This is a genomic window from Micromonospora sp. NPDC049891 (assembly GCF_040660295.1).
Classification (GTDB): Bacteria; Actinomycetota; Actinomycetes; order Mycobacteriales; family Micromonosporaceae; genus Micromonospora.
In genome coordinates this window covers 100,592-123,403 of the sequence record NZ_JBFAML010000008.1, presented here as the reverse complement: position 1 = coordinate 123,403, position 22,812 = coordinate 100,592, and the positions used below count along the sequence as shown (strand labels likewise).

20 protein-coding genes are annotated in these 22,812 nt (G+C 72.0%); 8 read left to right on the top strand and 12 right to left on the bottom strand.

Annotated elements, in window-relative coordinates; translation table 11 throughout:
- Positions 1–90 precede the first annotated feature (90 nt).
- Both AB0I71_RS13100 and AB0I71_RS13095 read left to right on the top strand, forming a co-directional pair.
- Positions 91–471: an SCP2 sterol-binding domain-containing protein gene (locus tag AB0I71_RS13100; RefSeq protein ID WP_357584052.1), complete on the top strand. Its 381-nt coding sequence runs from the start codon at positions 91–93 to the stop codon at positions 469–471.
- Positions 468–2,519 carry a glycogen debranching N-terminal domain-containing protein gene (locus tag AB0I71_RS13095; protein ID WP_357584050.1) on the top strand — a complete coding sequence of 684 codons (2,052 nt, stop codon included), beginning with the start codon at positions 468–470 and terminating at the stop codon, positions 2,517–2,519. The genes AB0I71_RS13100 and AB0I71_RS13095 overlap by 4 nt, the downstream gene beginning before the upstream one ends.
- 34 nt (positions 2,520–2,553) lie before the next feature.
- On the opposite strand, the gene AB0I71_RS13090 is transcribed toward AB0I71_RS13095, so the two are convergent.
- Complete coding sequence (locus tag AB0I71_RS13090; protein WP_357584048.1) at positions 2,554–3,414, bottom strand: hypothetical protein; 861 nt, start codon at positions 3,412–3,414, stop codon at positions 2,554–2,556.
- A gap of 12 nt (positions 3,415–3,426) precedes the next feature.
- A complete protein-coding gene (locus AB0I71_RS13085; protein ID WP_357584046.1) occupies positions 3,427–3,966 on the bottom strand; it encodes a winged helix-turn-helix domain-containing protein in 540 nt (179 codons plus the stop codon).
- A gap of 353 nt (positions 3,967–4,319) precedes the next feature.
- On the opposite strand from AB0I71_RS13085, the gene AB0I71_RS13080 reads away from it, so the two are divergent.
- Positions 4,320–8,633 carry a S8 family serine peptidase gene (locus AB0I71_RS13080; RefSeq protein ID WP_357584276.1) on the top strand — a complete coding sequence of 1,438 codons (4,314 nt, stop codon included), beginning with the start codon at positions 4,320–4,322 and terminating at the stop codon, positions 8,631–8,633.
- Between the two features lie 207 nt (positions 8,634–8,840).
- On the opposite strand, the gene AB0I71_RS13075 is transcribed toward AB0I71_RS13080, so the two are convergent.
- The 5 genes from AB0I71_RS13075 to AB0I71_RS13055 form a co-directional block, all read right to left on the bottom strand.
- A complete protein-coding gene (locus AB0I71_RS13075) occupies positions 8,841–9,176 on the bottom strand; it encodes a DUF1416 domain-containing protein (protein ID WP_357584044.1) in 336 nt (111 codons plus the stop codon).
- Position 9,177: 1 nt separating this feature from the next.
- Entirely contained in the window at positions 9,178–10,026 is an 849-nt protein-coding gene (locus tag AB0I71_RS13070; protein WP_357584042.1) for a sulfurtransferase, read from the bottom strand.
- A 211-nt stretch (positions 10,027–10,237) separates the two neighbouring features.
- Positions 10,238–10,315 carry an Ms5788A family Cys-rich leader peptide gene (locus AB0I71_RS13065; RefSeq protein WP_311202345.1) on the bottom strand — a complete coding sequence of 26 codons (78 nt, stop codon included), beginning with the start codon at positions 10,313–10,315 and terminating at the stop codon, positions 10,238–10,240.
- Between the two features lie 72 nt (positions 10,316–10,387).
- Positions 10,388–11,173 (bottom strand): DUF2993 domain-containing protein, encoded by a 786-nt coding sequence (locus AB0I71_RS13060; RefSeq protein ID WP_357584040.1) that lies wholly within the window; start codon positions 11,171–11,173, stop codon positions 10,388–10,390.
- Between the two features lie 110 nt (positions 11,174–11,283).
- Positions 11,284–12,315 carry a hypothetical protein gene (locus AB0I71_RS13055; protein WP_357584038.1) on the bottom strand — a complete coding sequence of 344 codons (1,032 nt, stop codon included), beginning with the start codon at positions 12,313–12,315 and terminating at the stop codon, positions 11,284–11,286.
- Positions 12,316–12,568: 253 nt separating this feature from the next.
- Here AB0I71_RS13055 and AB0I71_RS13050 point away from each other — a divergent pair, with 253 nt between their 5' ends.
- From AB0I71_RS13050 to mshD, 3 genes are all read left to right on the top strand, one after another.
- The gene (locus AB0I71_RS13050; protein ID WP_357584036.1) at positions 12,569–13,306 is read left to right on the top strand and encodes a response regulator transcription factor; all 738 of its coding nucleotides are present in this window, start codon (positions 12,569–12,571) and stop codon (positions 13,304–13,306) included.
- 72 nt (positions 13,307–13,378) lie between these two features.
- Positions 13,379–14,251, top strand: coding sequence for a polysaccharide deacetylase family protein (locus AB0I71_RS13045; protein ID WP_357584034.1), 873 nt, complete (start codon positions 13,379–13,381; stop codon positions 14,249–14,251).
- Positions 14,252–14,316: 65 nt separating this feature from the next.
- Positions 14,317–15,243, top strand: a complete 927-nt coding sequence (gene mshD, locus AB0I71_RS13040) for a mycothiol synthase (protein WP_357584032.1) — start codon at positions 14,317–14,319, stop codon at positions 15,241–15,243.
- A gap of 12 nt (positions 15,244–15,255) precedes the next feature.
- Here mshD and AB0I71_RS13035 read toward each other — a convergent pair whose 3' ends face one another.
- Positions 15,256–16,086, bottom strand: a complete 831-nt coding sequence (locus AB0I71_RS13035; protein WP_357584030.1) for an NUDIX hydrolase — start codon at positions 16,084–16,086, stop codon at positions 15,256–15,258.
- A 69-nt stretch (positions 16,087–16,155) separates the two neighbouring features.
- Here AB0I71_RS13035 and AB0I71_RS13030 point away from each other — a divergent pair, with 69 nt between their 5' ends.
- Positions 16,156–17,124 (top strand): Gfo/Idh/MocA family oxidoreductase, encoded by a 969-nt coding sequence (locus AB0I71_RS13030; RefSeq protein ID WP_357584028.1) that lies wholly within the window; start codon positions 16,156–16,158, stop codon positions 17,122–17,124.
- Positions 17,125–17,175: 51 nt separating this feature from the next.
- Here AB0I71_RS13030 and AB0I71_RS13025 read toward each other — a convergent pair whose 3' ends face one another.
- The 4 genes from AB0I71_RS13025 to AB0I71_RS13010 all read right to left on the bottom strand — a co-directional run bounded on the left by AB0I71_RS13025 (position 17,176) and on the right by AB0I71_RS13010 (position 20,464).
- Positions 17,176–18,180 carry an inorganic phosphate transporter gene (locus tag AB0I71_RS13025; protein WP_357584026.1) on the bottom strand — a complete coding sequence of 335 codons (1,005 nt, stop codon included), beginning with the start codon at positions 18,178–18,180 and terminating at the stop codon, positions 17,176–17,178.
- Between the two features lie 4 nt (positions 18,181–18,184).
- The gene (locus AB0I71_RS13020; protein WP_099849257.1) at positions 18,185–18,811 is read right to left on the bottom strand and encodes a DUF47 family protein; all 627 of its coding nucleotides are present in this window, start codon (positions 18,809–18,811) and stop codon (positions 18,185–18,187) included.
- A 131-nt stretch (positions 18,812–18,942) separates the two neighbouring features.
- Positions 18,943–19,875 (bottom strand): PPK2 family polyphosphate kinase, encoded by a 933-nt coding sequence (locus AB0I71_RS13015; RefSeq protein WP_357584023.1) that lies wholly within the window; start codon positions 19,873–19,875, stop codon positions 18,943–18,945.
- Between the two features lie 82 nt (positions 19,876–19,957).
- Entirely contained in the window at positions 19,958–20,464 is a 507-nt protein-coding gene (locus AB0I71_RS13010; RefSeq protein ID WP_357584021.1) for a DUF402 domain-containing protein, read from the bottom strand.
- A gap of 137 nt (positions 20,465–20,601) precedes the next feature.
- Here AB0I71_RS13010 and AB0I71_RS13005 point away from each other — a divergent pair, with 137 nt between their 5' ends.
- Positions 20,602–22,752, top strand: coding sequence for an ATP-dependent DNA helicase (locus tag AB0I71_RS13005; RefSeq protein WP_357584019.1), 2,151 nt, complete (start codon positions 20,602–20,604; stop codon positions 22,750–22,752).
- Positions 22,753–22,812: the final 60 nt, after the last annotated feature.

Genomic DNA, 22,812 nt, shown 5'->3' with positions numbered 1-22,812 from the left:
CCGGACAGTGTCCGGAAGGCCACACCGGGCAGCACCTGGGAAGGCGACGGAACTCGCCCGACAAGGCGGGCGAATGCCTACGATTCGGATGTGACCGAGGCCACCCAGCAGTTCTTCGCGAGCCTGCCGGCCCGCGCCCCGGAGGTCCTGCGCGGTCCGGCCGCGGGAACGCTGCGGATCGACCTGACCGAAGGGCACCGCACCGAGCACTGGCTGGTCCGGATGCGGCCGGGCGCCGCCGAGGTCGACCAGGGTGCGGAGCCGGGGGATGCGACCTGGTACTGCGGCGTGGAACTCTTCGACCGGCTGGTCACCGGACGGGCGCAGGCCATCGCCACGACGTTCCGCAACGAGAGCACCTTCCGTGGAGACGTGGTGCTGTTCCTCGCCTTCCGCCGCTTCTTCCCGTCCGCACCCGGCACCCGCGACCCGCGCGAGGTGGCCCGCGAGCACGCCAGGTGGACCCGGTGAAGGAACTCGTGAGCATCCTCGACGGCAACACCTTCCTGGTCAGCGACCGTCATGGGGACGTCGAGCCGTCGCTGGACTTCCCCACCGGCCTGTTCTCCTTCGACACCCGTTTCCTGTCCACCTGGCTGCTGCTGATCGACGGTGAGCGGCTGCACGCCCTCTCCATCGACGACACCGAGTCCCACCGGACCCGTTACTTCCTGGTGCCCGGCGAACCGACCCATTTCCTGGACGCGAAGGTCTCGGTGATCAGGAGTCGGGCGGTCAGCGGCGACATGTCCGAAGAGTTGACCGTGCTCAACCACTCCGGGCAGGAGATGAGCTTCACCGTCCGGATGGAGATGGCCGCCGATTTCGCGGACATCTTCGAGATCAAGGACACCCAGCGCAAGAAGGGGCACAACACCGCAGCGCCGGGCGACAACTCGTTGCGGCTGAGCTACCGGCGGGAGGCCTTCCACCGGGAGACGACGATCCACAGCAGCGCCGCCGCCCAGGTGGACCGCCGGGGCATGACGTTTCCGATCCGGATCGGGCCGCACGGCGAGTGGACCACCCGGTTGACCGTCACCACCGTGATCTACGGCGCCCGTGGTCAGGACGTCCGCGCCCTGCTGCCCTTCGCGGGCAGCCGGACGACGGCCGCCATCGAGACCGAACACGCCGAGTTCGTCGCCCGGGCACCGAAGCTGGGTTGCGACTGCGAGCCGCTGGCCGGGGCGTACCGGCGCAGTCTGAACGACCTGGCCGCGCTGCGGTACGAGTCGATCGCGCTCGGCGTTCGCCTGATGGCCGCCGGCCTGCCCTGGTTCATGACCCTGTTCGGCCGGGACAGCATCTTCACCTCGCTTCAGGTGCTGCCGTTCGTGCCGGAGCTGATCCCACCGACGTTGACCATGCTGGCGGGGCTCCAGGGCCACCGGGTGGACGACTTCCGCGACGAGGAGCCGGGCAAGATCCTGCACGAGTTGCGCTACGGCGAGACCGCCGGCTTCGAGGAGCAGCCCCACACGCCCTACTACGGCGCGGCGGACTCGACAGCCCTGTTCGTGATCCTGCTCGACGAGTACGAGCGGTGGACCGGCGACGTCGCGTTGGTCAAACGGTTGGAGGCCTCGGTGCGGGCCGCGCTGACCTGGATCGACACCTACGGCGACCTGCTCGGCACCGGGTACGTCTGGTACCAGACCCGCAGCCCCCAGGTCGGCCTGGAGAACCAGTGCTGGAAGGACTCCTGGGACGCGATCTGCTACTCCGACGGCCGGCTACCGAGCTTCCCCCGGGCCACCTGTGAGTTGCAGGGCTACGCCTACGACGCCAAGTTGCGCGGCGCGCGGATGGCCCGGTTGCACTGGAACGACCCGCTCTACGCCGACCGGCTGGAACGGGAGGCCGCCGAGCTGAAGGAGCGTTTCAACAGGGACTTCTGGCTGCCGGACAAGGAGTACTACGCGCTGGCCCTGGACTCCGACGGCAGCCCGGTCGACGCGCTCAGCAGCAACAACGGGCACCTGCTCTGGAGCGGCATCGTCGACGAATCCCGGGCCCGGCGGGTCGCCGAACACCTGCTCGGTCCCCGGCTCTTCTCCGGCTGGGGCGTCCGTACCCTCGCCGACGACCAGGGCCGATACAACCCGATCGGCTACCACGTCGGCACCGTCTGGCCGTTCGACAATTCGATAATCGCCTGGGGTCTGTGGAAGTACGGCCTCCGGGAGGAGGCGGGACGGATCTGCGAGTCGATGTTGGCAGCGTCCCGCTACTTCGCCGGCCGGCTACCGGAGGCTTTCGCCGGCTACGAACGTGACCTGACCGACTACCCGGTGGAGTACCCGACGGCGTGCAGCCCGCAGGCCTGGTCGGCGGGCACACCGCTGCTGCTGCTGCGGGTCATGCTCGGACTCGAACCGCAGGGCGAGCACCTGATCATCGACCCGTACGTGCCGCCCGGGATGGGTCGGGTGGAACTGCTGGACATCCCCGGCCGGTGGGGCCGGGTGGACGCGCTGGGCCGCAGCCGCGACGAGGGGCCGAGCCGGCAGGGGTGAGCGGCGGCCCGCTCCACCAGCGAGTCGGCACGGCTCAGCCGGTGCAGCCCGTCGTCGCGGAGACCACGACCCGGTCCGGCTGGAAGTCGGCAAGCACCGCGACGCCGTCGCGCCGGTAGGCGTACACCTCGGGGGTTCCCACCACCGGCGTGCCGCCGGCCAACGGCGCGAGCGCGGCCTGCGGCGCCGTCGCCACCTGGTCGACGACGGACCGGACGGTACGGGCCACGCCGCCGCCGGGGCAGGGGGCGCTCACCGCCGACTCCGGGTCGCCGGCCCGGCCACTCAGGGCACGCACCGCCTCGGCCAGCGCGCCGATCTCGGGGCCGACCGGTGCGGTCCCGGCCCCGTCGTAGTCGTCGCCCACCGGACGACACCCGGTGTCGACGGTGAACCGGATCCGGCCGTCAGTCGCCGGCCGCCCGGTGACCGTGACGAACTCGCCCGCGTCACCGCGCAGGCGGGGACCGTCGGGGGTGAGCCGGACACCGGCCCGCCACCGCGCCGGCAGCCGGTCGGCGACCTGCTCCAGCAGGGCCCGCTCCTCACCCACCGGCGCGGCGAGATCGACCGCGCGGGTCAACGTCGCACCGTCGGCCAGCGGGCTGATCCGACAACCCCTGTCGACCTCGGGTGGGATCAACGCCGGCACACCACCGCCGGCTGCCGCGACCAGTTCACCGATGGCACCGTCGACCACCGACCCGGCCTGGGTGAGGGTGCGTTGTTCCCGGACGGTCGGCGGATCCTCCACCGACGAGACCCAGGTGAGGCCGGCCAGCAGCACCGCCCAGACCACAGTCGCCGCGATCAGCCAGCGGGGCCACCGGGAGCCGGTGGCCGGTGGGCGGGGACCGGTCGGTGGGGGGTACCCGGTGTGGACGGCGCTGCTCACCCGGTCATCGTGTCACGCCTGGTGCAACCGTCCGTCGGGACGCCCGTCGCCGACCTCCGGCGGTGCGCACAGGCGGTAGCCGACGCCGCGCACGGTCTGCACCTGTGGCCCGTCTGGCAGTGCCCGCAGCTTGCGGCGCAGCCGCTTGACCGCCGAGTGCAGGATCGCGGTGTCGCCGAGGTAGGCACCGCCCCAGACGGAGGCGAACAGCCGCTCGTAACTCCACAACGTGACCGGTGGACTGACCAGCCGGGCCAACAGCTCCCGCTCGGTACGGGTCAGCCCCAGTGCCACGCCGCGCCAGGTGACCAGGTGCCCCGTCCGGTCGACCACCAGATCTCCCCAGGTCGCCGGCCGTTCCGGGAGGCGTTCGGGGGGATCGTCGTCCGGCCCGCCCGGTTCCGGCGGTGGGGCGGGGAACATCGCCCGCAGTTGGGCGAGGTCGGCGCAGATCACCACCGGCCCGACACCGTCCAGCCGCTGCACCACCCGCTGCCGGACAGTGGCATCGGAGCTGACGCATACCACTATCGGAAACTCTTTACCGGACACGACGCCTCCCCCGAGCGCACCCCCCTGACCTGCGACTTCCACCGATCGCCAATGACGGTCACCGATGACGCCCGGTTTCAGCCTAACGGTCAGGATCGCGCCTCGTCACTGACCGAGTACTGACCGACGCCGTCCATTGATCACCGACGGTCCGCGCAAGAGCATGACTTTCAGCGGGCGGAGGCACCACCACCGGCCACCCACATCGCCCCGGCCGCTCCGCGCCGCCGCGTCGCGGCGCGCGGTGTGCGGGCCCGAACGGATCGGGACCGACGACGTGGGGAGGAACATTGTTCACACGACCATCCACCCGGTCGCCACGATGGCGGGCGGTGGCGGTGCTGACCGCCGCCATGCTGGGCGTCACCGGCCAGCCCGCGATCGCCGCGCCGGCCCAACCGCCGGCACCGCACCGGGCCGCCGTCGATGCGGCGCTGCTGGACCAGCTCGGCACCACGTCGACCGCACCGTTCCTGGTCTATCTGGCCGAGACCGCGCCGCTGGCGCAGGCCGGCCGGCTGCGCGACCCCGACGCCCGGGCCGGTGAGGTGCACCGGTTGCTCACCGGCACGGCCACCCGTACCCAACGGGACCTGCGCACGCTGCTCGACGAGCGCAAGGTGCCGCACACCGCTTACTGGATCGCCAACGCGCTCCGGGTCGAGGGCGACAAGGCACTGCTCGACGAGATCGCCCGCCGGCCGGAGGTGGCTCGGATCACGCCGAGCCGCAGCTACCCGCTGATCCAGCCCAGCACGACCGAGGCGACCCGGGCCCGCACCGCCGCGGTCGAATGGGGACTGACGAACATCGGCGCACCCCGGGTGTGGGACGAGTTCGGTGCCCGCGGCGAGGGCGTCGTGGTGGCCAACATCGACAGCGGCGTGCGCTACGACCACGCCGCCCTCGTCGCCTCCTACCGGGGCAACCTCGGCGGCGGCAGCTTCGACCACGCGTACAACTGGTTCGACCCGGCCGGGGTGTGCACCAGCGCCGCGCCCTGCGACAACAACGACCACGGCACCCACACGATGGGCACCATGGTCGGTGACGACGGTGCCGGTAACCAGATCGGCGTCGCCCCCGGCGCCAGGTGGATCGCCGCCAAGGGCTGCGAGTCGAACAACTGCTCGGACGCCTCGCTGCTCGCCGCCGGGCAGTGGGTGCTCGCCCCCACCGACGCCGCCGGCCAGAACCCCCGACCCGACCTCCGCCCGGACATCGTGAACAACTCCTGGGGCGGGGACGGGGGTGACCCCTGGTACCAGCAGACGGTCGCCGCCTGGCGGGCCGCCGGGATGTTTCCCGTCTTCTCTTCCGGCAACGACGGTCCGGCCTGTGGCAGCGCCGGCTCACCGGGTGACTATGCCAACGCGTACGCGGTCGGCGCGTACGACGTGAACAACACGATCGCCGGGTTCTCCGGGCGCGGCTCCGGCGCCGACCCACTGAAGCCGAACATCGCCGCGCCCGGCAGCGGCATCCGGTCCAGCGTCCGTAACGGTGGCTACGCCTCGTTCAGCGGCACCTCGATGGCCGCCCCGCACGTGGCCGGCACCGTGGCGCTGCTCTGGGCGGCGGCACCCGGTCTGCGCGGCGACATCGCCGCCACCGAGGAGTTGCTGGACCGTACGGCCCGCGACGTCGACGCCACCACCTGTGGCGGTACCCCCGCCGACAACAACGTCTTCGGCGAGGGCCGGCTCGACGCGTACGCGGCGGTGCGGGACGCACCCCGTGGACCGGTCGGCCGGGTCACCGGAGTGGTCACCGACTCCGGTGACGACGACCCGGTGTCCGGCGCGACGGTGACCGACGGCACCCGCAGCACCACCACCGGCGCCGACGGGCGGTACACGCTCAGCGTGCCGGCCGGCGAGACCACGCTCTCGGTCAGCGCCTACGGCTACGCCGACCAGTCGGCGACCGTCACGGTGCCCGACGGCGGCAGCGTCAGCCACGACTTCGCCCTGCTGGCCACCCCGACGGTCACGGTGAGCGGCAAGGTCACCGACGGTTCCGGTCACGGCTGGCCGTTGTACGCCAGGATCGAGGTGACCGGCCGGCCCGGCGACCCGGTCTTCACCGACCCGGTCACCGGCCGCTACTCCTTCACCCTGCCCGGCAACACCTCGTACCGACTGACCGTGACCGCCCGGTACCCGGGCTACCGCACCGTCACCCGCGAGGTGGCCGTGGGCGGCGAAGCCACCACGCTCAACGTGGCGGTACCCGTCGACGCCGCCTGCACCGCCGCCGGATACACCGCACAGTTCGGCACGCCGCTGCTCACCCAGAGCTTCGACGGGACGAGCGCACCGCCCGGGTGGGCGGTGACGAACCGCACCGCCTCCGGCGGCTGGGTCTTCAACGATCCCCGCTCCCGGGGCAACCTCACCGGCGGCACCGGTGGCTTCGCCATCATCGACAGCGACGCCCTCGGCTCCGGCAACACGCAGGACACCGACCTGATCGCCCCACCGATCGACCTCTCCACCACTGCGGCACCGGTGCTGCGGTTCCGCAGCGACTGGCGAGCCGTCGGCATCAGCGACACCGCAGACATCGACGTCTCCACTGACGGCGGGGCGACCTGGACCAACGTCTGGCACCAGACCGCCAGCCGGCGTGGCCCCCGGGTCGAGGAGGTACCGCTCGACCCGGCCGCGAACGCCGCGTCCGCGCTCGTCCGCTTCCGGTTCAAGGGCACCTTCGCCTGGTGGTGGCAGGTGGACGACGTGGCGGTGGTCAACCGTGAGTGCTCGCCGGTGCCCGGTGGACTGGTGGTCGGCACCACCACCGACCGCAACACCGGTGACCCGCTCAACGGTGTGACGGTGGTCAGCGACGACCGCCCCGAGGACCGGGCCGTCTCAGCGGCCACCCCGGAGGACAGGGCCGAGCCGGACGGCTTCTACTGGCTCTTCTCCGGGCTCACCGGCAGCCACCCGTTCACCGCCACCCGCACCCCGTACGCGCCGGTCACCAAGGACGTGACGGTCACCGCCGACCGGGTCAAGCGGGCGGATTTCGCTCTCGCCGCCGGCCGGCTGACGGTCAGCCCGACGACTGTCGAGTCGCATCAGCCGTACGGCAGCACCCGGACCACCCGGGTGACGGTGCGCAACACCGGCACCGCACCGGCAAGCGTGGACCTGTTGGAGCGCGCGGGCCGGTTCGAACTGCTCAGCCGTGACGGTGCGCCACTGCGGGAGCAGAAGGTGAAGGGAATCAGCAAGGCCCGCACCGGCACCGCGTACGGCGGGGCGGCACCGGAGGTCGCCACCGCCGAGGACGAGGCGTGGAGCGAGATCGCCAAGCTGCCGGCGTCGATCTACGACAACGCCGCCGCGTGGCTGGACGGAAAGATCTACTCGGTCGGTGGCGGCGGTGGCACCGGCACCGAGCGCAAGGCATGGGCGTACGACCCTGGGCCCGGCGCCTGGACCGCGCTGCCCGACCTGCCGACGGTGCGGTCCAAGCCCGCCGCGGCGGCGGTCGGCGGCAAGCTCTACGTGATCGGCGGTTGGGGCGCTGACGACGCCACCGTCGCCACCGTCGACGTCTTCGACCCGGCCGCCGGCACCTGGAGCACCCTGCCGGGGGTGACAAACCCGGCCCCGGTCGCGGCGGCCGGTGCGGCAGTGGTCGGTGGGAAGGTCTACCTCGTGGGTGGCTGCGCGGACGCCACCTGCACCGACAGCGACGGGCTGGTGGTCTTCGACGCGGCCTCCGGCACGTTCAGCACCGGTGCCGCCTACCCGCATCCGGTGTCCTGGCTGGCCTGCGGCGGCATCGGCGCTTCGGTCTACTGTGCCGGCGGCACGGGCAGCACCGAGTACACCGACGCCTACCGGTACGACCCCGCTGCCGACAACTGGAGTCCGCTGCCGGCACTGCCGCTGGAGCTGTGGGGCTCGCAGTACGCGGCGGCCGGCGGGCTGCTGGTGCTGGCCGGCGGGGTGACCGACGGATCGACGGCGGTCACCAACCGCACCGTCGGCTTCGATCCGGCCACCGGGGCCTGGCGGGACCTGCCCAACGTCCGGTTCAGCCGGTACCGGGGGGCCGCCACCTGCGGCGCGTACAAGATCGGTGGTTCGCCCACGTCCTTCGTGGGCAGCGCGGACAGTGAGCGGCTCGGTGGCCTGGAACTCTGCGCAGCCGAGGCGGACCTGCCCTGGCTGGACACGTCCCCGACCACGTTCACCCTCGCGCCGGGCGCGTCGAGGACGGTGACAGTCACCCTGACCGCCACCGAGGCGGCGGGCGTCGCCCAACCCGGCCGGTACGCGGGCGAGGTCGCCATCGCCTCGGACAGCCCCTACCCGGTCACCCCGGTCGCGGTGGAGATGAACGTGTCGCCGCCGGCCAGCTGGGGCAAGATCCGGGGCACCGTCACGGGAACCACCTGCGGCGGTGTGACGGTCGGCATCCCGGCGACGGTACGGGTGAACCTGATCTCGGCCGGCACCGGCACCACGCTGACGGCCGATGCCAACGGCCGCTACGCCTGGTGGCTGCCGAAGGGCCGCTACGAGGTGATCGTGGCCAAGGACGGCTGGGTGCCGCAGGTGCAGCGCCACCGGGTCGAGGCCGGCATCGTCGGCGCCCTCGACTTCGCCCTGCAGCCCGCCTCCACCTGCACCAGAGCCACCGGCATCTGACCCTCCCGCACGACGGGGCGCCGACCCTTCCCGGGCCGGCGCCCCGCCCGGCACTTCCCGCAGTCCCGGGGACACTGCGGCCATCGTCAAGGCAGCAACATCAGCGACGTTGCGGGGTCAGGTCACCACCGCCGGCCACCCGCAGACGGCTCGTGGCCCGCGTTCCTCCTGTGGGAACGCGGGCCACGAGGCCGATCAGAGCGTGGGTCAGTCGGTGACGGTGACGGCCACCTCGTTGATGCCGCGACCGGCGGTCACCGTGGTGTCCCCGTTGCCCTGGCGGGAGAGCGCCCGCAACGTCCAGGCGCCCGGCGCGGCGAAGAAGCGGAACTGACCAGCCGGCGAGGTCACCACCTCGGCGGTGAACTCACCCGTCGAGTCGAGCAGACGGACGTACGCGCCCGGCACCGCCTCGCCCTCGGCGGAGCGGACGACACCTGTGATGACGGTCTCCCGCTCCAGGTCGAGGCCGGCCGGCAGCGGGGCGGCCTGGTCCGGGGCGGCGCAGCCGGCGGCGGTGCTTGCGGCGGTGGGTGCGGTCATCTCAGGCCTCCCCCGGCTCATCGCCGAGCGCCACCGGCACACCGACGAGCGAGCCGTACTCGGTCCACGATCCGTCGTAGTTCTTCACGTTGCGGTGGCCGAGCAGCTCCTGGAGAACGAACCAGGTGTGCGAGGAGCGCTCGCCGATCCGGCAGTAGGCGATGGTCTCCTTGCTGTCGTCCAGCCCGGCCTCGCCGTAGATCTTGCGCAGTTCGTCGTCGGACTTGAAGGTGCCGTCCTCGTTTGCCGCCTTCGACCACGGAACGCTGATCGCGGTCGGAATGTGGCCGCCGCGCTGCGCCTGCTCCTGCGGCAGGTGGGCGGGGGCGAGCAGGCGACCGGCGTACTCGTCGGGGCTGCGCACGTCGACCAGGTTCTTGGTGCCGATGGCGTCGACGACCTCGTCACGGAAGGCCCGGATGCTGGTGTCCGGCTCGCTGGCGGCGTACTCGGTGGCCGGGCGGGTCACCGTGTCCTTGACCAGCGGGCGGGCGTCGAGCTCCCACTTCTTGCGACCGCCGTCGAGCAGCTTGACGTCGCGGTGGCCGTAGAGCTTGAAGTACCAGTACGCGTAGGCGGCGAACCAGTTGTTGTTGCCGCCGTAGAGGATCACGGTGTCGTCGTTGCTGATGCCCCGCTCGGAGAGCAGCGCCTCGAACTGGGTCTTGTTGACGAAGTCCCGGCGGACCGGGTCCTGCAGGTCGGTCTTCCAGTCCAGCTTGATGGCACCGGCGATGTGGCCGGAGTCGTAGGCCGAGGTGTCCTCGTCGACCTCGACGAAGACGACGCCCGGGGCGTCGAGGTTCTTCTCGGCCCACTCGGCCGAGACGAGTGCGGTGTCGCGACTCATCAGATCACTCCCTGGTGAGGATGGATGGTGAGCCAGCGCGCGGAGGTCGTGGGATGTGAAGATGTCGCACCACGCGCGGGACCCATAGCTAGGAACGGATCACGGGTTCGTGCGACGGCGCCGCTGCCGGGCGTTTGGTGGGGTGCACCGGGAACTAGGTACGCGTACCCCGAGTGCCTTGGCCGCTAAGCGGCCCGAGACAGCCCCGCCGTCAGATGACGGGGCGACACAGGCAGGTGGCCACGCGGCACAGGTCGACCGCGCGCCGTTTGGTGAGGAGCGTCCCCATGAGCAGGGAGCTTACCAGCGATCCCAGATATCTCTATCTGGCCGACCAGCATCCGGGACGCCGGGCCGGTGGTCAGCCGGCCGAGTTGATCGGTACGTCCCGTGCGTCGGCGGTCACCGTCAGCCCCTGCGGCTGCGGCTGGACCTCGCGGACGGTGAGCTGGAACGGCAGCTCCGGCAGGGGCACGTCGACCGAGATGCTGCGGGCGAAGTTGTTCACCAGGGTGCGGGCCAGCGGCACGTCCGGCAGCCCTTCGGCGTTCAGGTCGTCGAACTTCAGTGCCACCTGTCCCTGCTCACCGACGACGATGTCGGCGGTGCCGGTGACGGTCAACCGCTGGCCGAGGATGTCCACCGGGGCGGTGACGGCGAGCTGCCCGTCCCGCTCACCGAGGGTCAGCCCTTCCCGGTCGAGCAGGGCCGCCAGGCTCTGGTAGCTGATGGTGCCGGTGCCGTTCACCGTCTCGGCCACCACCTCACCCTGGCCGGTACGCAGGGTGTCGAGCGAGGCCCGGACGTTGCGGGCGTCGACGTCCAGGCTGGGGAGCGCGACCGCGTCGCCCTGCACCGAGGCCTGCACGTCCCGCAGCTTGATCGAGATGCGTTCGTACCGGCCGTCGAGCACCTGGGTGAGGAAGGGGAATCCGCCCACCTCGACCTCGGGCGGCGAGGACTGCGCGCCCTGCTCGGCGACCTGCTGGCGCACCTCGTCGGCGATGGTCCGCTCGGCGAAGCTCGCGGCCACCCGGTCGGCGATGGCGACCAGTCCGGCGAGCACGAGCAGCAGGACGACGAACCCGATCAGCACCTTGCGCCCGCGTCGCCGTGGCCGCTGTCCGTACGTCTGCTCCTGCTCCACGCCGCCTCCTGTCTCGTCGTACCCCGATGCCGCCAGCGGCGAACCGGTGGTACCCGTGGTCCGGATTTCTCAATCTCGCGTGGCCGGATCGCACCGCCACGCGCCGGCTGTCAGAGCACCAGCCGGCACATCAGGTATGCGGCGGGCGCCGCCATCGCGAAGCCGCCGAGCGGCCCCTGCACGTGCCGTGCGGCCCAGACCGTCGGCACCTCGCCGGCCATCAGCCGGCCCGCCTCGGCGTAGCTGACGGCGAGATCGGCAAGCACGGCGACAACGGCCGCCACCAGGCCGATGATCGCGGCCCGGGTAGGGGTGAACGGGGTGACCAGGTAGCCACCGAGCAACGCGCTGACCAGGGTGCCGGCCATGGCACCGCCGACCACACCCGCCGCTCCCCGGGGCACCTGGGGCGCCAGTCGCGGCCAGGCCGCGACGGCGTCGGTCACCCGTGCGACGGTGAGCGCCACCCCGGCCGCGGTGAGGCAGACGGCGATCGCCTGGGTGCCGGCCGGGATCCGGCTGAGCACGATGAGCGTGGCGAAGGCGACCACTCCGAACATGATGGTCGCGGTGGTCCGCAGCGAGTCGGTCACCCGGACCCGGTCCACCCGCCGGACCAGTTGACCGAGCACCGCGGCGAGCACCCCACCGACCGCGAGGTAGAGAAGCGGGGCCAACCGGGCCTCGGCCGACCGTACGGCCACGACGTCGGCGACCACGGCGGTCACCGCGCCGACCCCGAGGACGACCGCGAGCGCCGGGGGCCGGGTGACCATGGTCCAGGCGAGCACGAACAGCACCTGCACGGTGAGCACCACGAGGGTGAAGGGCAGCCGGTACCCGGGACCGGAGGTCTGCGCGGCGACGACCAGGCCGAGACCGAGCAGCGCGGCGAAGCCGCCGATGGCGAGGGAGAGCTGCCGGCGTACCTCGACAGGTGGTTCCTCCTCCACCTCGTCGTCGACGTCCGCCTCGTCGTCGGGTCGGCGGGCCGAACCACCGCGGCGCAGCCGGCGTGGGCCGCGGGAGCGTCTCTCGTCGGTCTCCACGGCCGGACCGGTACGCGGTGCCGAGCCTCCCGGGGCGGACTGATCCTCGGGCCACGGGTCACGGCCGGTCTCGGGCGAGTTGGAGGGAAACACCCACCGATCGTGCCAGACCAACCTCACATCGCGGGTGCCACCGTTTCCGCGACGTTAAAACCTGAGCCGCGATCAGGGGCAGATGGGGCAAAGAGGAAACCACGCCAAGGTCGTACGCGAGCTATCGGTTACGCTCAACGGCGAAACCCGCCCGTCAGCGACGCCGGGACCCACGGAAGTTCCCAGCGCCACGCCCCGCAGGAGTGCCGCTGGTCGCGCGCGGCCGCAACGGGCCGCCGGGACGGAGGTAATCGTGGAGATCCTGCTGTTGGTGACCGCCCGGGCAGGCGAACCATCCGCAGTGCTACCGGCACTGGACCTGCTGCCGCACTCGGTTCGCACCGCCCCCCGCGATGTCCGCACCCTGGTCGCCGGTCCGAGTCCGGACGCCGTGCTCGTCGACGCCCGCTCCGAGCTGAGCGAGGCCCGGGCGACCTGCCGGATGCTGCACGCCACCGGGCTCGGCGTACCGCTGGTCGCGGTGGTCACCGAGGCCGGGCTGATCGCACTGAACGCCGACTGGGGCGTCGACGACGTCATCCTCGCCTCCGCCGGTCCGGCCGAGGTGGAGGCCCGGCTGCGACTCGCGGTCGGCAGGTTGAGCAACGCGACCGCCGGCGCCGGCGGCTCCATCCGGGCCGGTGAGCTGATGATCGACCCGGACACCTACGCCGCGAAGCTCAAGGGTCGCCCGCTCGACCTCACCTACAAGGAGTTCGAGCTGCTGAAGTTCCTCGCCCAGCACCCGGGGCGGGTGTTCACCCGCGACCAGTTGCTGCGCGAGGTGTGGGGCTACGACTACTTCGGCGGCACCCGGACGGTCGACGTGCACGTGCGTCGCCTGCGAGCGAAGCTCGGCTCCGAGTACGAGTCGATGATCGGCACCGTCCGGCAGGTGGGCTACAAGTTCGTGGTGCCACCGTCGCGGACCCTGTCGGAGGCTGCCGAGCACGCACCACTGGCGGTGCGAGCCCTCACCGTCGAAGGCTAAAATTCCCATATGCCCCTTTTGGTCGACTCGCGCATCTTATGGTGACTGCCAGTTGACCAGCGGGGGGCATTGGTGGGCGGTAACCAGGTGGGGGCGGCGCGGGCCGTCGGAATCATCACGCTCGTGGTGACGGCGGTGCTCGGCTCGGCGTACCTGCTCGGACGAAGCCTGATACCCGACCCGTCGCGCACCGACACCGCAGTCACCGCGACCGGCGCGGACCACCCCGAGTACGCGGACCAGTCCGCACCCACCGACGCCGAGCCCGGCGCCACCCGTTCGCCGGACGCCGGGCCGACCGCTTCACCCCGCTCCGACGAGCAGGAGCAGGACCCGAACATCGGCCCGATGGGTACCCGGGTGAGCACCGGCACCGCCGGTGTCGCGCTCACCTTCGACGACGGACCGCACCCCGACTACACCCCGCAGGTCCTCGCGATCCTGCGGGAATACCACGTCACGGCCACCTTCTGCGTGGTCGGCAAGAACGTTCAGGCGTACCCGTGGCTCGTCGAGCAGATCGTCGCCGAGGGTCACACGCTCTGCAACCACAGCTGGGACCACGACGTCGCCCTGGGCGCCCGGTCAACCGAGTGGATCCGCGCCGATCTGATGCGGACCAGCGAGGCCATCCGCGCGGCGGTGCCGGACGCGCCGATCGCCTGGTACCGGCAGCCCGGCGGGGCCTGGACCTACTCGGTCATCTCCGTCTCCCGGGACCTCGGCATGACACCGCTGCACTGGACGCTGGACCCGTCCGACTGGCGGGCACCCGGGGCGAACCGGATCGCCACCTCCGTGATCAACGGGGCGCGACCCGGCTCGATCGTCCTGCTGCACGACGCGGGCGGCGACCGCCAGGGCACCGTGAACGCGTTGTACCGGATCCTGCCGGAACTGGCCGGCAGGTTCGATGTCCAGGCGTTGCCACCGCGCGGACTGTGACGGGCGTACCACCCGTCCGTCGGGCCGGCACAGCGGCACAGCTGCGGCCCGGTTACGGTGATGCGATGAGCAGCACCCAGTCGGGCAGCGACCAGGTCAGCCGCGTCGACCGGCTCGGCCCGACGGAGATCACCGAAGTGCTGGCGCTCGCCCGGACCACCGGGGACGCCGACGGGGCGGACCCGATGGACGAACACGTGTTGCTCCGACTGCGCGACGAGCACGCTGCGGCGAGCCACCTCGTGGCCCGCTCCGCCGACGGCACGCTCACCGGGTACGCCCACCTCGACACGACCGACCCGGACAGCGGCGTCGGCGTGGAGCTGATGGTGCACCCGGCGTACCGGCGGCGGGGCACCGGACGGGCGCTGGCCCGAGGGGTGCTGGCGACCGCCACCGGGCCGCTGCGGGCGTGGGCGCACGGCGACCACCCCTCGGCCGCCGCCCTCGCGGTCGACCTCGGATTCGAGCGCGCGCGGGTCCTCTGGCAACTGCGTCGACCGCTCGCCGCCCCGCTGTCCGAACCGCGCCTGCCCGACGGGGTGACGCTGCGCGCGTTCCGCCCCGGAAGCGACGACGAGGCCTGGTTGACGCTCAACGCGCGAGCCTTCGCCGACCATCCGGAGCAGGGCCGGTGGACCCCCGAGGACCTGCGGGTACGTCTCGCCGAACCGTGGTTCGACCCGGCCGGCTTCCTGCTCGCCGTCGAGTCGGCGAGCGGCCAGCTGCTCGGCTTCCACTGGACCAAGGTGCACGAGCGGCCCGGTTCCGCCCGCATCGGTGAGGTGTACGTGCTCGGGGTGGAGCCCGCCGCGCACGGCGGTGGGCTCGGCCGGGCCCTGACCATGGCCGGGTTGGCGTACCTGCGCGACAAGCGCGGGCTGGACCGGGTGATGCTCTACGTCGACGAGTCGAACACCGGCGCGGTGGCGCTCTACGAGCGGCTCGGCTTCGCCCGCTGGGCCGCCCACGTCAACTATCAGCTCGGCTGACCCGTCACCGGCTCAGGGCAGGTGGAACCGGGGCCGGTCCACGTCGGACAGGTCCAGGCGGGGCGTGATCGGGGTGACCGCGTCGCGGGTGGCCGCCGCCCCTGCCACCGCGGCCAGGTCGGTGCAGGCGGACATCTCGGCGAGGGTGACGAGCGTCGGCGGGAGCATGGTCAGCTGACCGGTCGCGGCCCGCTCCGCCGCGTCGGCGGGCCGGATCCACAGCGTGTGGTCGGCCTCACCGGAGACGTCGCGGGTCCGCTGCCCCTCGGGCAGCAGCGCCACGAAGAAGTACGTGTCGAACCGGCGTGGTTCGAACTCCGGGGTCACCCACCGGCTCCACGGCAGCAGCAGGTCCGACCGGAGGGTGAGCCCTCGCCCGGCGAGCAGATCGGCGAACCCGGTCCGCCGCTGTTCCAGGTCGGCCCGGGCGGCCTCCCAGCCGTCGTCGCTGACGTCGCCGACGACCCGGGTCGGGTCCGGCCCGGCGAGCAGCACGCCGGCCTCCTCGAAGACCTCGCGGGCCGCCGCGCAGACCACCGCCTGCGCCGCGGCCGGGTCCAGTCCGAGGCGTGCGCCCCAGTCCGTCGGGGTCGGACCGGCCCAGTCCAGGTGGGTGGTGGAGTCCGAGGGGTCCACACCGCCGCCCGGGAAGGCGTACATGCCGCCGAACGCCATCGCCGCGACCCGGCGGATCAGGTAGACCTCGAAGCCCTCGTCGGCCGGGCGGAGCAGCAGCACGGTGGCGGCCACCCTGGGCACCGCCGGCACCGCGCCGGAGGCCCGGAACCGGCGGGCGTGCTCCACAAGCGCCGGCGGCGCCGGGAAGCCGCTGTCGAACGTCATGCGCCGAGACTAGTCCCGACCCGTGGATGCCCAGTACAGCCCTCTGCTGATCTTCGGTAGCGTCGCGCCATGACTCGTTGGGGCATCCTGGCCACCGGCCACATCGCCGCCCGCTTCGCCGAGGACCTACGGCTGGTGCCGGGGGCCGAACTTGTCGCGGTCGGCTCACGCACCGCTGAGACCGCGGAGCGCTTCGCGGAACGGCACGGCGCACCGCGGGCGTACGGCTCCTGGTCGGAACTGGCCACGGACGCCGACGTCGACGTGATCTACGTCGCCACCCCGCACGCCGCCCACCATGAGGCGGCCCTGACCTGCCTCACCGCCGGTCGACCGGTGCTGCTGGAGAAGCCGTTCACCCTGGACCTGGCCACCAGCACCGAACTGATCGACACCGCCCGCGCCGCCGGGGTCTTCCTGATGGAGGCGATGTGGATGCGGTGCAACCCGCTCATCCGGCGGGTCGGCGAGTTGATCGCCGACGGTGCGATCGGCACGCTGACCGGGCTCCGGGCCGACTTCGGCGTCGCCGGGCCGTTCCCGCCCGAACACCGGATGCGCGCCCGGGCACTGGGCGGCGGCGCCCTGCTGGATCTCGGCGTCTACCCGATCAGCCTGGCTCACCTGCTGCTGGGCGTGCCGCAGCACGTGCGGTCCTGGGCGAAGCTGGGCCCGGAGGGCACGGACGAGAACACCGGCCTGGTCTTCGGTTACGACTCGGGGGCCGTGGCCACGTTGAGCTGCGGCATGGTCGGTGCCACCGGGCTCACCGCCTCGATCACCGGCAGCACCGGGCGGATCGACCTGCCCGAGCCGTTCTTCCGGCCCGAGGGGTTCACCCTGTACCGCGCCGGTGCGGAGCCGGAGACGATCACCGAGGAACTTGTCGGTTCGGGCTACCAGCACGAGGCGATCGAGGTGCAGCGGTGCCTGGCCGAAGGGCTGACCGAGAGCCCACTGGTGCCGCACTCGGCCACCCTGGAGATCATGGGCCTGCTGGACGACATCCGCGCCCAGATCGGCGTCTCCTACCTCTGACGGCCGGTCGAAGGGCCCCTGGTGCTCCAGGGGGCCTTCGACCGGCACGGCTCAGCTGAACAGCGGGCGGACCAGGAAGTACATCAGCGCGCCGATCGAGCCGGCGGCGGGGAAGGTCAGGATCCAGGCTCCGATGATGTTGCCGGCCACGCCCCACCGCACGGCGGAGAGCCGCTTGGTGGCGCCGACACCCATGATCGCCGAGGTGATCGTGTGCGTGGTCGAGATCGGGGCACCGAGCACCAGGGCGTTGAAGTAGAGCACGCCGCTGGCCACGGTCTCGGCCGCGAAACCCTCCGGCGGACGCAGGTCGATGATCTTCCGGCCCAGGGTCCGGATGATCCGCCAGCCACCGGCGTAGGTACCGGCCGCCAGCACCGCCGCCGAGGTCCAGAACGCCCACTCCGGGATGTAGGTGGCGTCCTCCTGGAAGCCACCGACGAAGAGGGCCAGCACCACGATGCCGATGGTCTTGGCGGCGTCCTGCATGCCGTGGCCGACCGACATGGCCGCCGCCGAGGCGGTCTGGGCCCAGCGGAAGCCGCGGTTGAGCTTGCCGGGATGCCCGTTCCGGAAGATCCACTGCACCGCGATCATCACGATGTAACCGAGGATGAAGCCGACCATCGGCGACAGGATCATCGGGATGATCACGCTTTCGCCGATACCGGTCCAGAGCACGGTGCCGGAGGCGGCGACGGTCGAGCCGACCAGGCCACCGATCAGGGCGTGCGAGGACGACGAGGGCAGGCCGAAGTACCAGGTGATGATGTTCCAGGTGATCGCGCCGATGACCCCGGCGAAGACGATGCCGAGGCTGGAGACGCCGGTGGGCAGCTCGACCAGCCCGCTGCCGACGGTCTTGGCGACCTCGGCACCGAAGTGGGCGCCGATGAAGTTGCCGACCGCCGCCATGGCCAGGGCGACCCGTGGTGTCAGCGCCCGGGTGGAGATGCTGGTCGCGATCGCGTTGGCGGCATCGTGGAAGCCGTTGGTGTAGTCGAACACCAGGGCCACCCCGATCACCGCCAGCACGGCGATGAGCTCGGGACTCACAGGCTCAGGACTCCTTGACCGCGATGGTCTCGACCGTGTTGGCCACGTGCTCGAAGGCGTCGCACGCGGCCTCCAGCTCGTCGGCGACCTCCTTCATCTTCAGCACGGTCAACGCGTCGTACTCGCCGGAGAAGAGGCGCACCAGCAGCATCCGGTAGGCCTGGTCGCCGTCGTTCTCCAGCCGGTTGATCTCGATCCAGTAGTCCTCGAGATCCTTCATCGACTTCAGCCGCGGCATCGCGTCGGCGGTCAGCTTCGCCTGCTGGTCCAGCACGTGCACCAGCTCGTGCATCTCCCGTGGCAACGACGGCAGCTTGGTCAGCCCGTAGAGGTAGAGCAGGTTGCCCACCGCCTCCAGGTGGTCCATCACGTCGTCGAGCAGAGAGCCGAGCCGGTAGATGTCCTCCCGGTCGAAGGGGGTGACGAAGGTGGAGTTGATCTTCTTGTACAGCTCGTGGGTGATCTGGTCGCTGTCGTGCTCCACCTCGGTGAGCCGTTCGCTCACCGACTGCACCTCGACATCGGGCAGGGCCAGCTCGTTGAGCAGCTCGGTACCCCGGACCAGGTTCTGCGCGGCCCTGGTGAAGAGCTCGTAGAAAGCGCCCTCGTTGGGGCGGAAGGAAAACCTCACAGCACGGACCTCGTCGTGTCGGGTGGAAGGGGTGGCAGCCGCCGCTCGGCGCCCTGCTGAGGGAATGCTAGGGAACCGTCAGATCGGCGATTCGCCGGCCCACCCCTGGCCAGATCGCATTCACCGCTCGTTCAACTTCCGTTCACCTTCACCGGCCCCGTGGTTCCCAGCAGCCGCTCCCGTTCCCGCTCGATGTCGAAGTCGGCTGGCGGATACCCCAGATCCAGAGTGTCGAACGTCTCACGCAGCAGGTGCGCCACCGCCCAGTCCCGGTACCACTTGCGGTCCGCCGGCACGACGTACCACGGCGCGAGGTCCGTACCGCACCTGGCGAGCACCTCGGCGTACGCGGCCTGGTAGTCGTCCCAACGGGCCCGGGCGTCGACGTCGGACGGGTGGTACTTCCAGTGCTTGGTCGGATCGTCGAGGCGGGCCAGCAGCCGCCGCGCCTGCTCGGGCTTGGAGATGTGCAGGAAGACCTTGACCACGACCACCCCGGCGTCGGTCAACTCCCGCTCGAATTCGTCGATCTCTGCGTACCGGGGCCGCCAGAGGTCCTCCGGAGCCCGTTCCTGAACCCGGGGCACCAGCACGTCCTCGTAGTGCGAGCGGTTGAAGACCCCCAGGTGGCCCGGGGGCGGCAGGGCCCGGCGGATCCGCCACAGGAAGTGGTGCCGCAGTTCCTCGGCGGTCGGCGGGCCGAACGCCCGAATGTGCACGCCGAGCGGATTCATCGCCCCGACCACCCGCTTGACCGTACCGTCCTTGCCACCGCAGTCCATCGCCTGGAGCACCAGCAGCACCCGCCGTCCGGCAACCGGGTCGGCCTTCGCACCGGCGAACAGCATCTCCTGCTGGCTGGCCAGCTCCGCACCCAGCCGGGTGACCTGCTGCCGGGCCCAGGACTTGCGGTCCGGCCAGGTCACCTCTGGGCCGGGCAGCCCCGGAGTCGAGCGGCTGTCGATCGCCCCGAGGTCGACAGGTCCACCGGGCCGCACCCGGAGCAGGTCGCGTACCGCGCCGCCGGTCGGCGCCACCACGTCAAAGCCACAGTCGTCCACCATCGGAGCATCATCACCCGCCCGCCGCCGGTCCGCGCGACGGAGCCGCAGCGTGCCGGGCCGCGCCGGCGGGTGCGCGCGGCGGTCAGACCACCAGGGCCAACCACTTACGGTACGAGGTGGCGAAGGGCTCCGTCCCGTCGCCGAGCGCGTCGAGCAGCCAGCGCGCCGCCGCCTCGGCCTCCACCACCAGGTCGTCGGGGTACCCGAAGCGGGCCCGGTGCTCGGCGAACTCGTCCTCGTCGCGCAGCTCGACCAGGCCCGTCTCGCGACGCCGGACCACGTCCAGGTCGAGGTCGATCAGATGAACGGTGTCCTCGCCCTCCCAGCGGGCCGGGCTGGCGATGTCGCAGTAGACCTCGCTGGTGCGGGGCGGCGGGTTGAACATGCCCGTCCACCAGGCGTGGTGGGGCACCAGCAGCACGAAGGGAATCTGCTCGACCGACGGGCGGCCGTGGTAAACCGAGCTGGTGCCGGCGGACACGCCGAGCCAGATGCCGAGGTCGTCCTCAGCGAGCCGACGGGCCGGGTAGTCGCGGTGGGCGCTGCCGTCGAACTTGCGGTAGATCACCCGGATCACGTCGCTCGGCATGAGTCGCACCCTAGCCGATTCCGCCCACGCGTCGCCGTCGGGAAGTTACCGGACGACGTGGCGGTATTTCGTCCGGTGCGACCGCGACACGGCTGTTCGGTGCCGACCGCGTCCGCCCCGGCGGGTACCGTGCCACGGTGACTCCGCCCCGCACCGCCACCGGCACCGGAACCACCCGCGACAAGGCACGCCGGCGGGGTGACCGGCCGGGTGGAGCCGAGCTGTTGGCCGCCGCGGTCGGGGCGGTGCCCGGCGGTACGGCCCGTCCGGGCCAGCAGCGGATGGCCACCGCGATCGAGGAGTGCGTCGGCACCGGTGACCACCTGCTGGTGCAGGCCGGCACGGGCACCGGCAAGTCCCTGGCCTACCTCGCACCGGCGTTGACAGTGGACGGTCCGGTGGTGGTCTCCACCGCCACCCTGGCGTTGCAGTCCCAGCTGGTGGAGCACGACCTGCCCCGGTTGGCCGACGCCGTCGAGCCGTTGCTCCGGCGACGCCCGACGTTCGCCGTGCTCAAGGGTCGGCACCACTACCTCTGCCTGGCCCGGCTGGAGAACTCCACGGCGGACGAGCCGGAGGACACCCTCTTCGACGCCCCGGCCGAGCGTCCCGGCGGCACGCGCTGGCTCGGTGAGGCCGGCCGGCTGGGCAAGCAGGTCCAGCGGCTGCGGGACTGGGCCCTGGAGACCGACACCGGTGACCGCGACGAGTTGGACCCGGGCGTCGACGACCAGACGTGGCGGCTGGTTTCCATGCCCGCCCGCGAGTGCGTCGGCGCCTCCCGCTGCCCGTACGGTGCGGAGTGCTTCGCCGAGGCGTCCCGGGCCCGGGCCCGGGAGGCGGACATCGTGGTGACGAATCACAGCCTGCTCGCGGTCGACATGCTCGCCGGCCGGCACATCGTCCCGCCGCACCGGCTGTTGATCGTCGACGAGGCCCACGAACTGGCCGACCGGGTCTCCTCGGCGGCCCAGGCGGAGCTGACCCCGGAGCTGATCGACAGGTCCGCCCGGCGGGCCCGCCCGCTGCTGCGCCCGGAGACGGCCGAGGCGTTGACCGCGTCCGGTGACGCCCTCGCGGTCGGGTTGGCCGAGGCACCGGTCGGGCGGATCACCAGCGGTCTGCCCGGCCCGCTGCGGGAGGCCTGCACGCTGCTGGACGCCGCCACCCGTACCGCCCTGGACAGCATCGGCGACATCAAGGCCGACGACCCCGACCCGGTACGCAAACAGCAGGCCAAGGCCGTCCTCGACGAGCTGTCCACCACCGCCCAGCGGTTGCTGGAGGAGGCCGAGCACGACGTGGCCTGGGTGGAGCGCAACGACGTCACCGGGCGGCGGGCGCTGGTGGTGGCACCGCTCTCGGTCGCCGGCACCCTGGCCACCCACCTCTACGACGAGCGGACCGTGGTGGCCACCTCGGCCACGCTCGCGCTGGGCGGCCGGTTCGACACGGTCGCCCGGGCCCTGGGCCTCGACTCGCCCCCGCCCAGCCCGCCGTCGCCGGCCGCCGCCGCCCTGGCCGAGACCACCCGGCGACCGGCCGGGTCGGACGACGCCACCGGTGGTACCCCACCGACCCGGGCGGACCAGGCCGGCGGGTTGACCGACTCCGGGCTCGGGTGGCGTTCGCTTGACGTCGGCTCGCCGTTCGACTATCCCCGGCAGGGCATCCTCTACGTGGCCGCCCACCTGCCCCGGCCAGGAGCCTCCGGGCTACCCGAGGCCGCCGGGGAGGAACTGCTCGCGCTGGTCACCGCGCTCGGCGGGCGTACGCTCGGGCTCTTCTCCTCCCGACGGGCCGCGCAGCAGGCGGCGGAGCTGCTGCGCGCCCGGACCGACCTGCCGGTGCTGCTCCAGGGTGAGGAGGCGCTGCCGCTGCTGGTCCGGCGTTTCCGGGAGGAACGATCGAGCTGCCTGTTCGGGGTGATGTCCCTGTGGCAGGGCGTCGACGTTCCGGGTGACTCGTGCCAGCTGGTGGTGATCGACAGGCTGCCCTTCCCGCGCCCCGACGAACCGCTCGCCGCTGCCCGGGCGGCGGCGGTCGACGCGCAGGGCGGCTCCGGCTTCGCGGCGGTGAGCGTCCCGATCGCGGCGGTTCGGCTGGCGCAGGGTGTGGGCCGGTTGATCCGCGCCAACGGTGACCGCGGCGTGGTGGCGGTGCTGGACTCCCGGCTGGAGACCGCTCGCAGCTACGGTTCGTTCCTGCGCCGCTCGCTGCCGCCGTTCTGGTACACGACCCGCCCGGAGGTGGCCCGGGGCGCGCTGACCCGCCTCGCGGCGAGCTGAGCGGGCCCAGCCCACCGTGGCCGGCCGGTCAGCGGTGGCGCGGCTCTACGCCGCGCCCAG

Excerpts from the sequence above, each read along its gene's own strand:
- AB0I71_RS13080 (WP_357584276.1), top strand. The coding sequence starts at position 4,320 with ATGCTGGGCGTCACCGGCCAGCCCGCGATCGCCGCGCCGGCCCAACCG.
- AB0I71_RS13075 (WP_357584044.1), bottom strand. The coding sequence starts at position 9,176 with ATGACCGCACCCACCGCCGCAAGCACCGCCGCCGGCTGCGCCGCCCCG.
- AB0I71_RS13070 (WP_357584042.1), bottom strand. The coding sequence starts at position 10,026 with ATGAGTCGCGACACCGCACTCGTCTCGGCCGAGTGGGCCGAGAAGAAC.
- AB0I71_RS13065 (WP_311202345.1), bottom strand. The coding sequence starts at position 10,315 with ATGGGGACGCTCCTCACCAAACGGCGCGCGGTCGACCTGTGCCGCGTG.
- mshD (WP_357584032.1), top strand. The coding sequence starts at position 14,317 with ATGAGCAGCACCCAGTCGGGCAGCGACCAGGTCAGCCGCGTCGACCGG.
- AB0I71_RS13035 (WP_357584030.1), bottom strand. The coding sequence starts at position 16,086 with ATGACGTTCGACAGCGGCTTCCCGGCGCCGCCGGCGCTTGTGGAGCAC.
- AB0I71_RS13030 (WP_357584028.1), top strand. The coding sequence starts at position 16,156 with ATGACTCGTTGGGGCATCCTGGCCACCGGCCACATCGCCGCCCGCTTC.
- AB0I71_RS13015 (WP_357584023.1), bottom strand. The coding sequence starts at position 19,875 with ATGGTGGACGACTGTGGCTTTGACGTGGTGGCGCCGACCGGCGGCGCG.
- AB0I71_RS13010 (WP_357584021.1), bottom strand. The coding sequence starts at position 20,464 with ATGCCGAGCGACGTGATCCGGGTGATCTACCGCAAGTTCGACGGCAGC.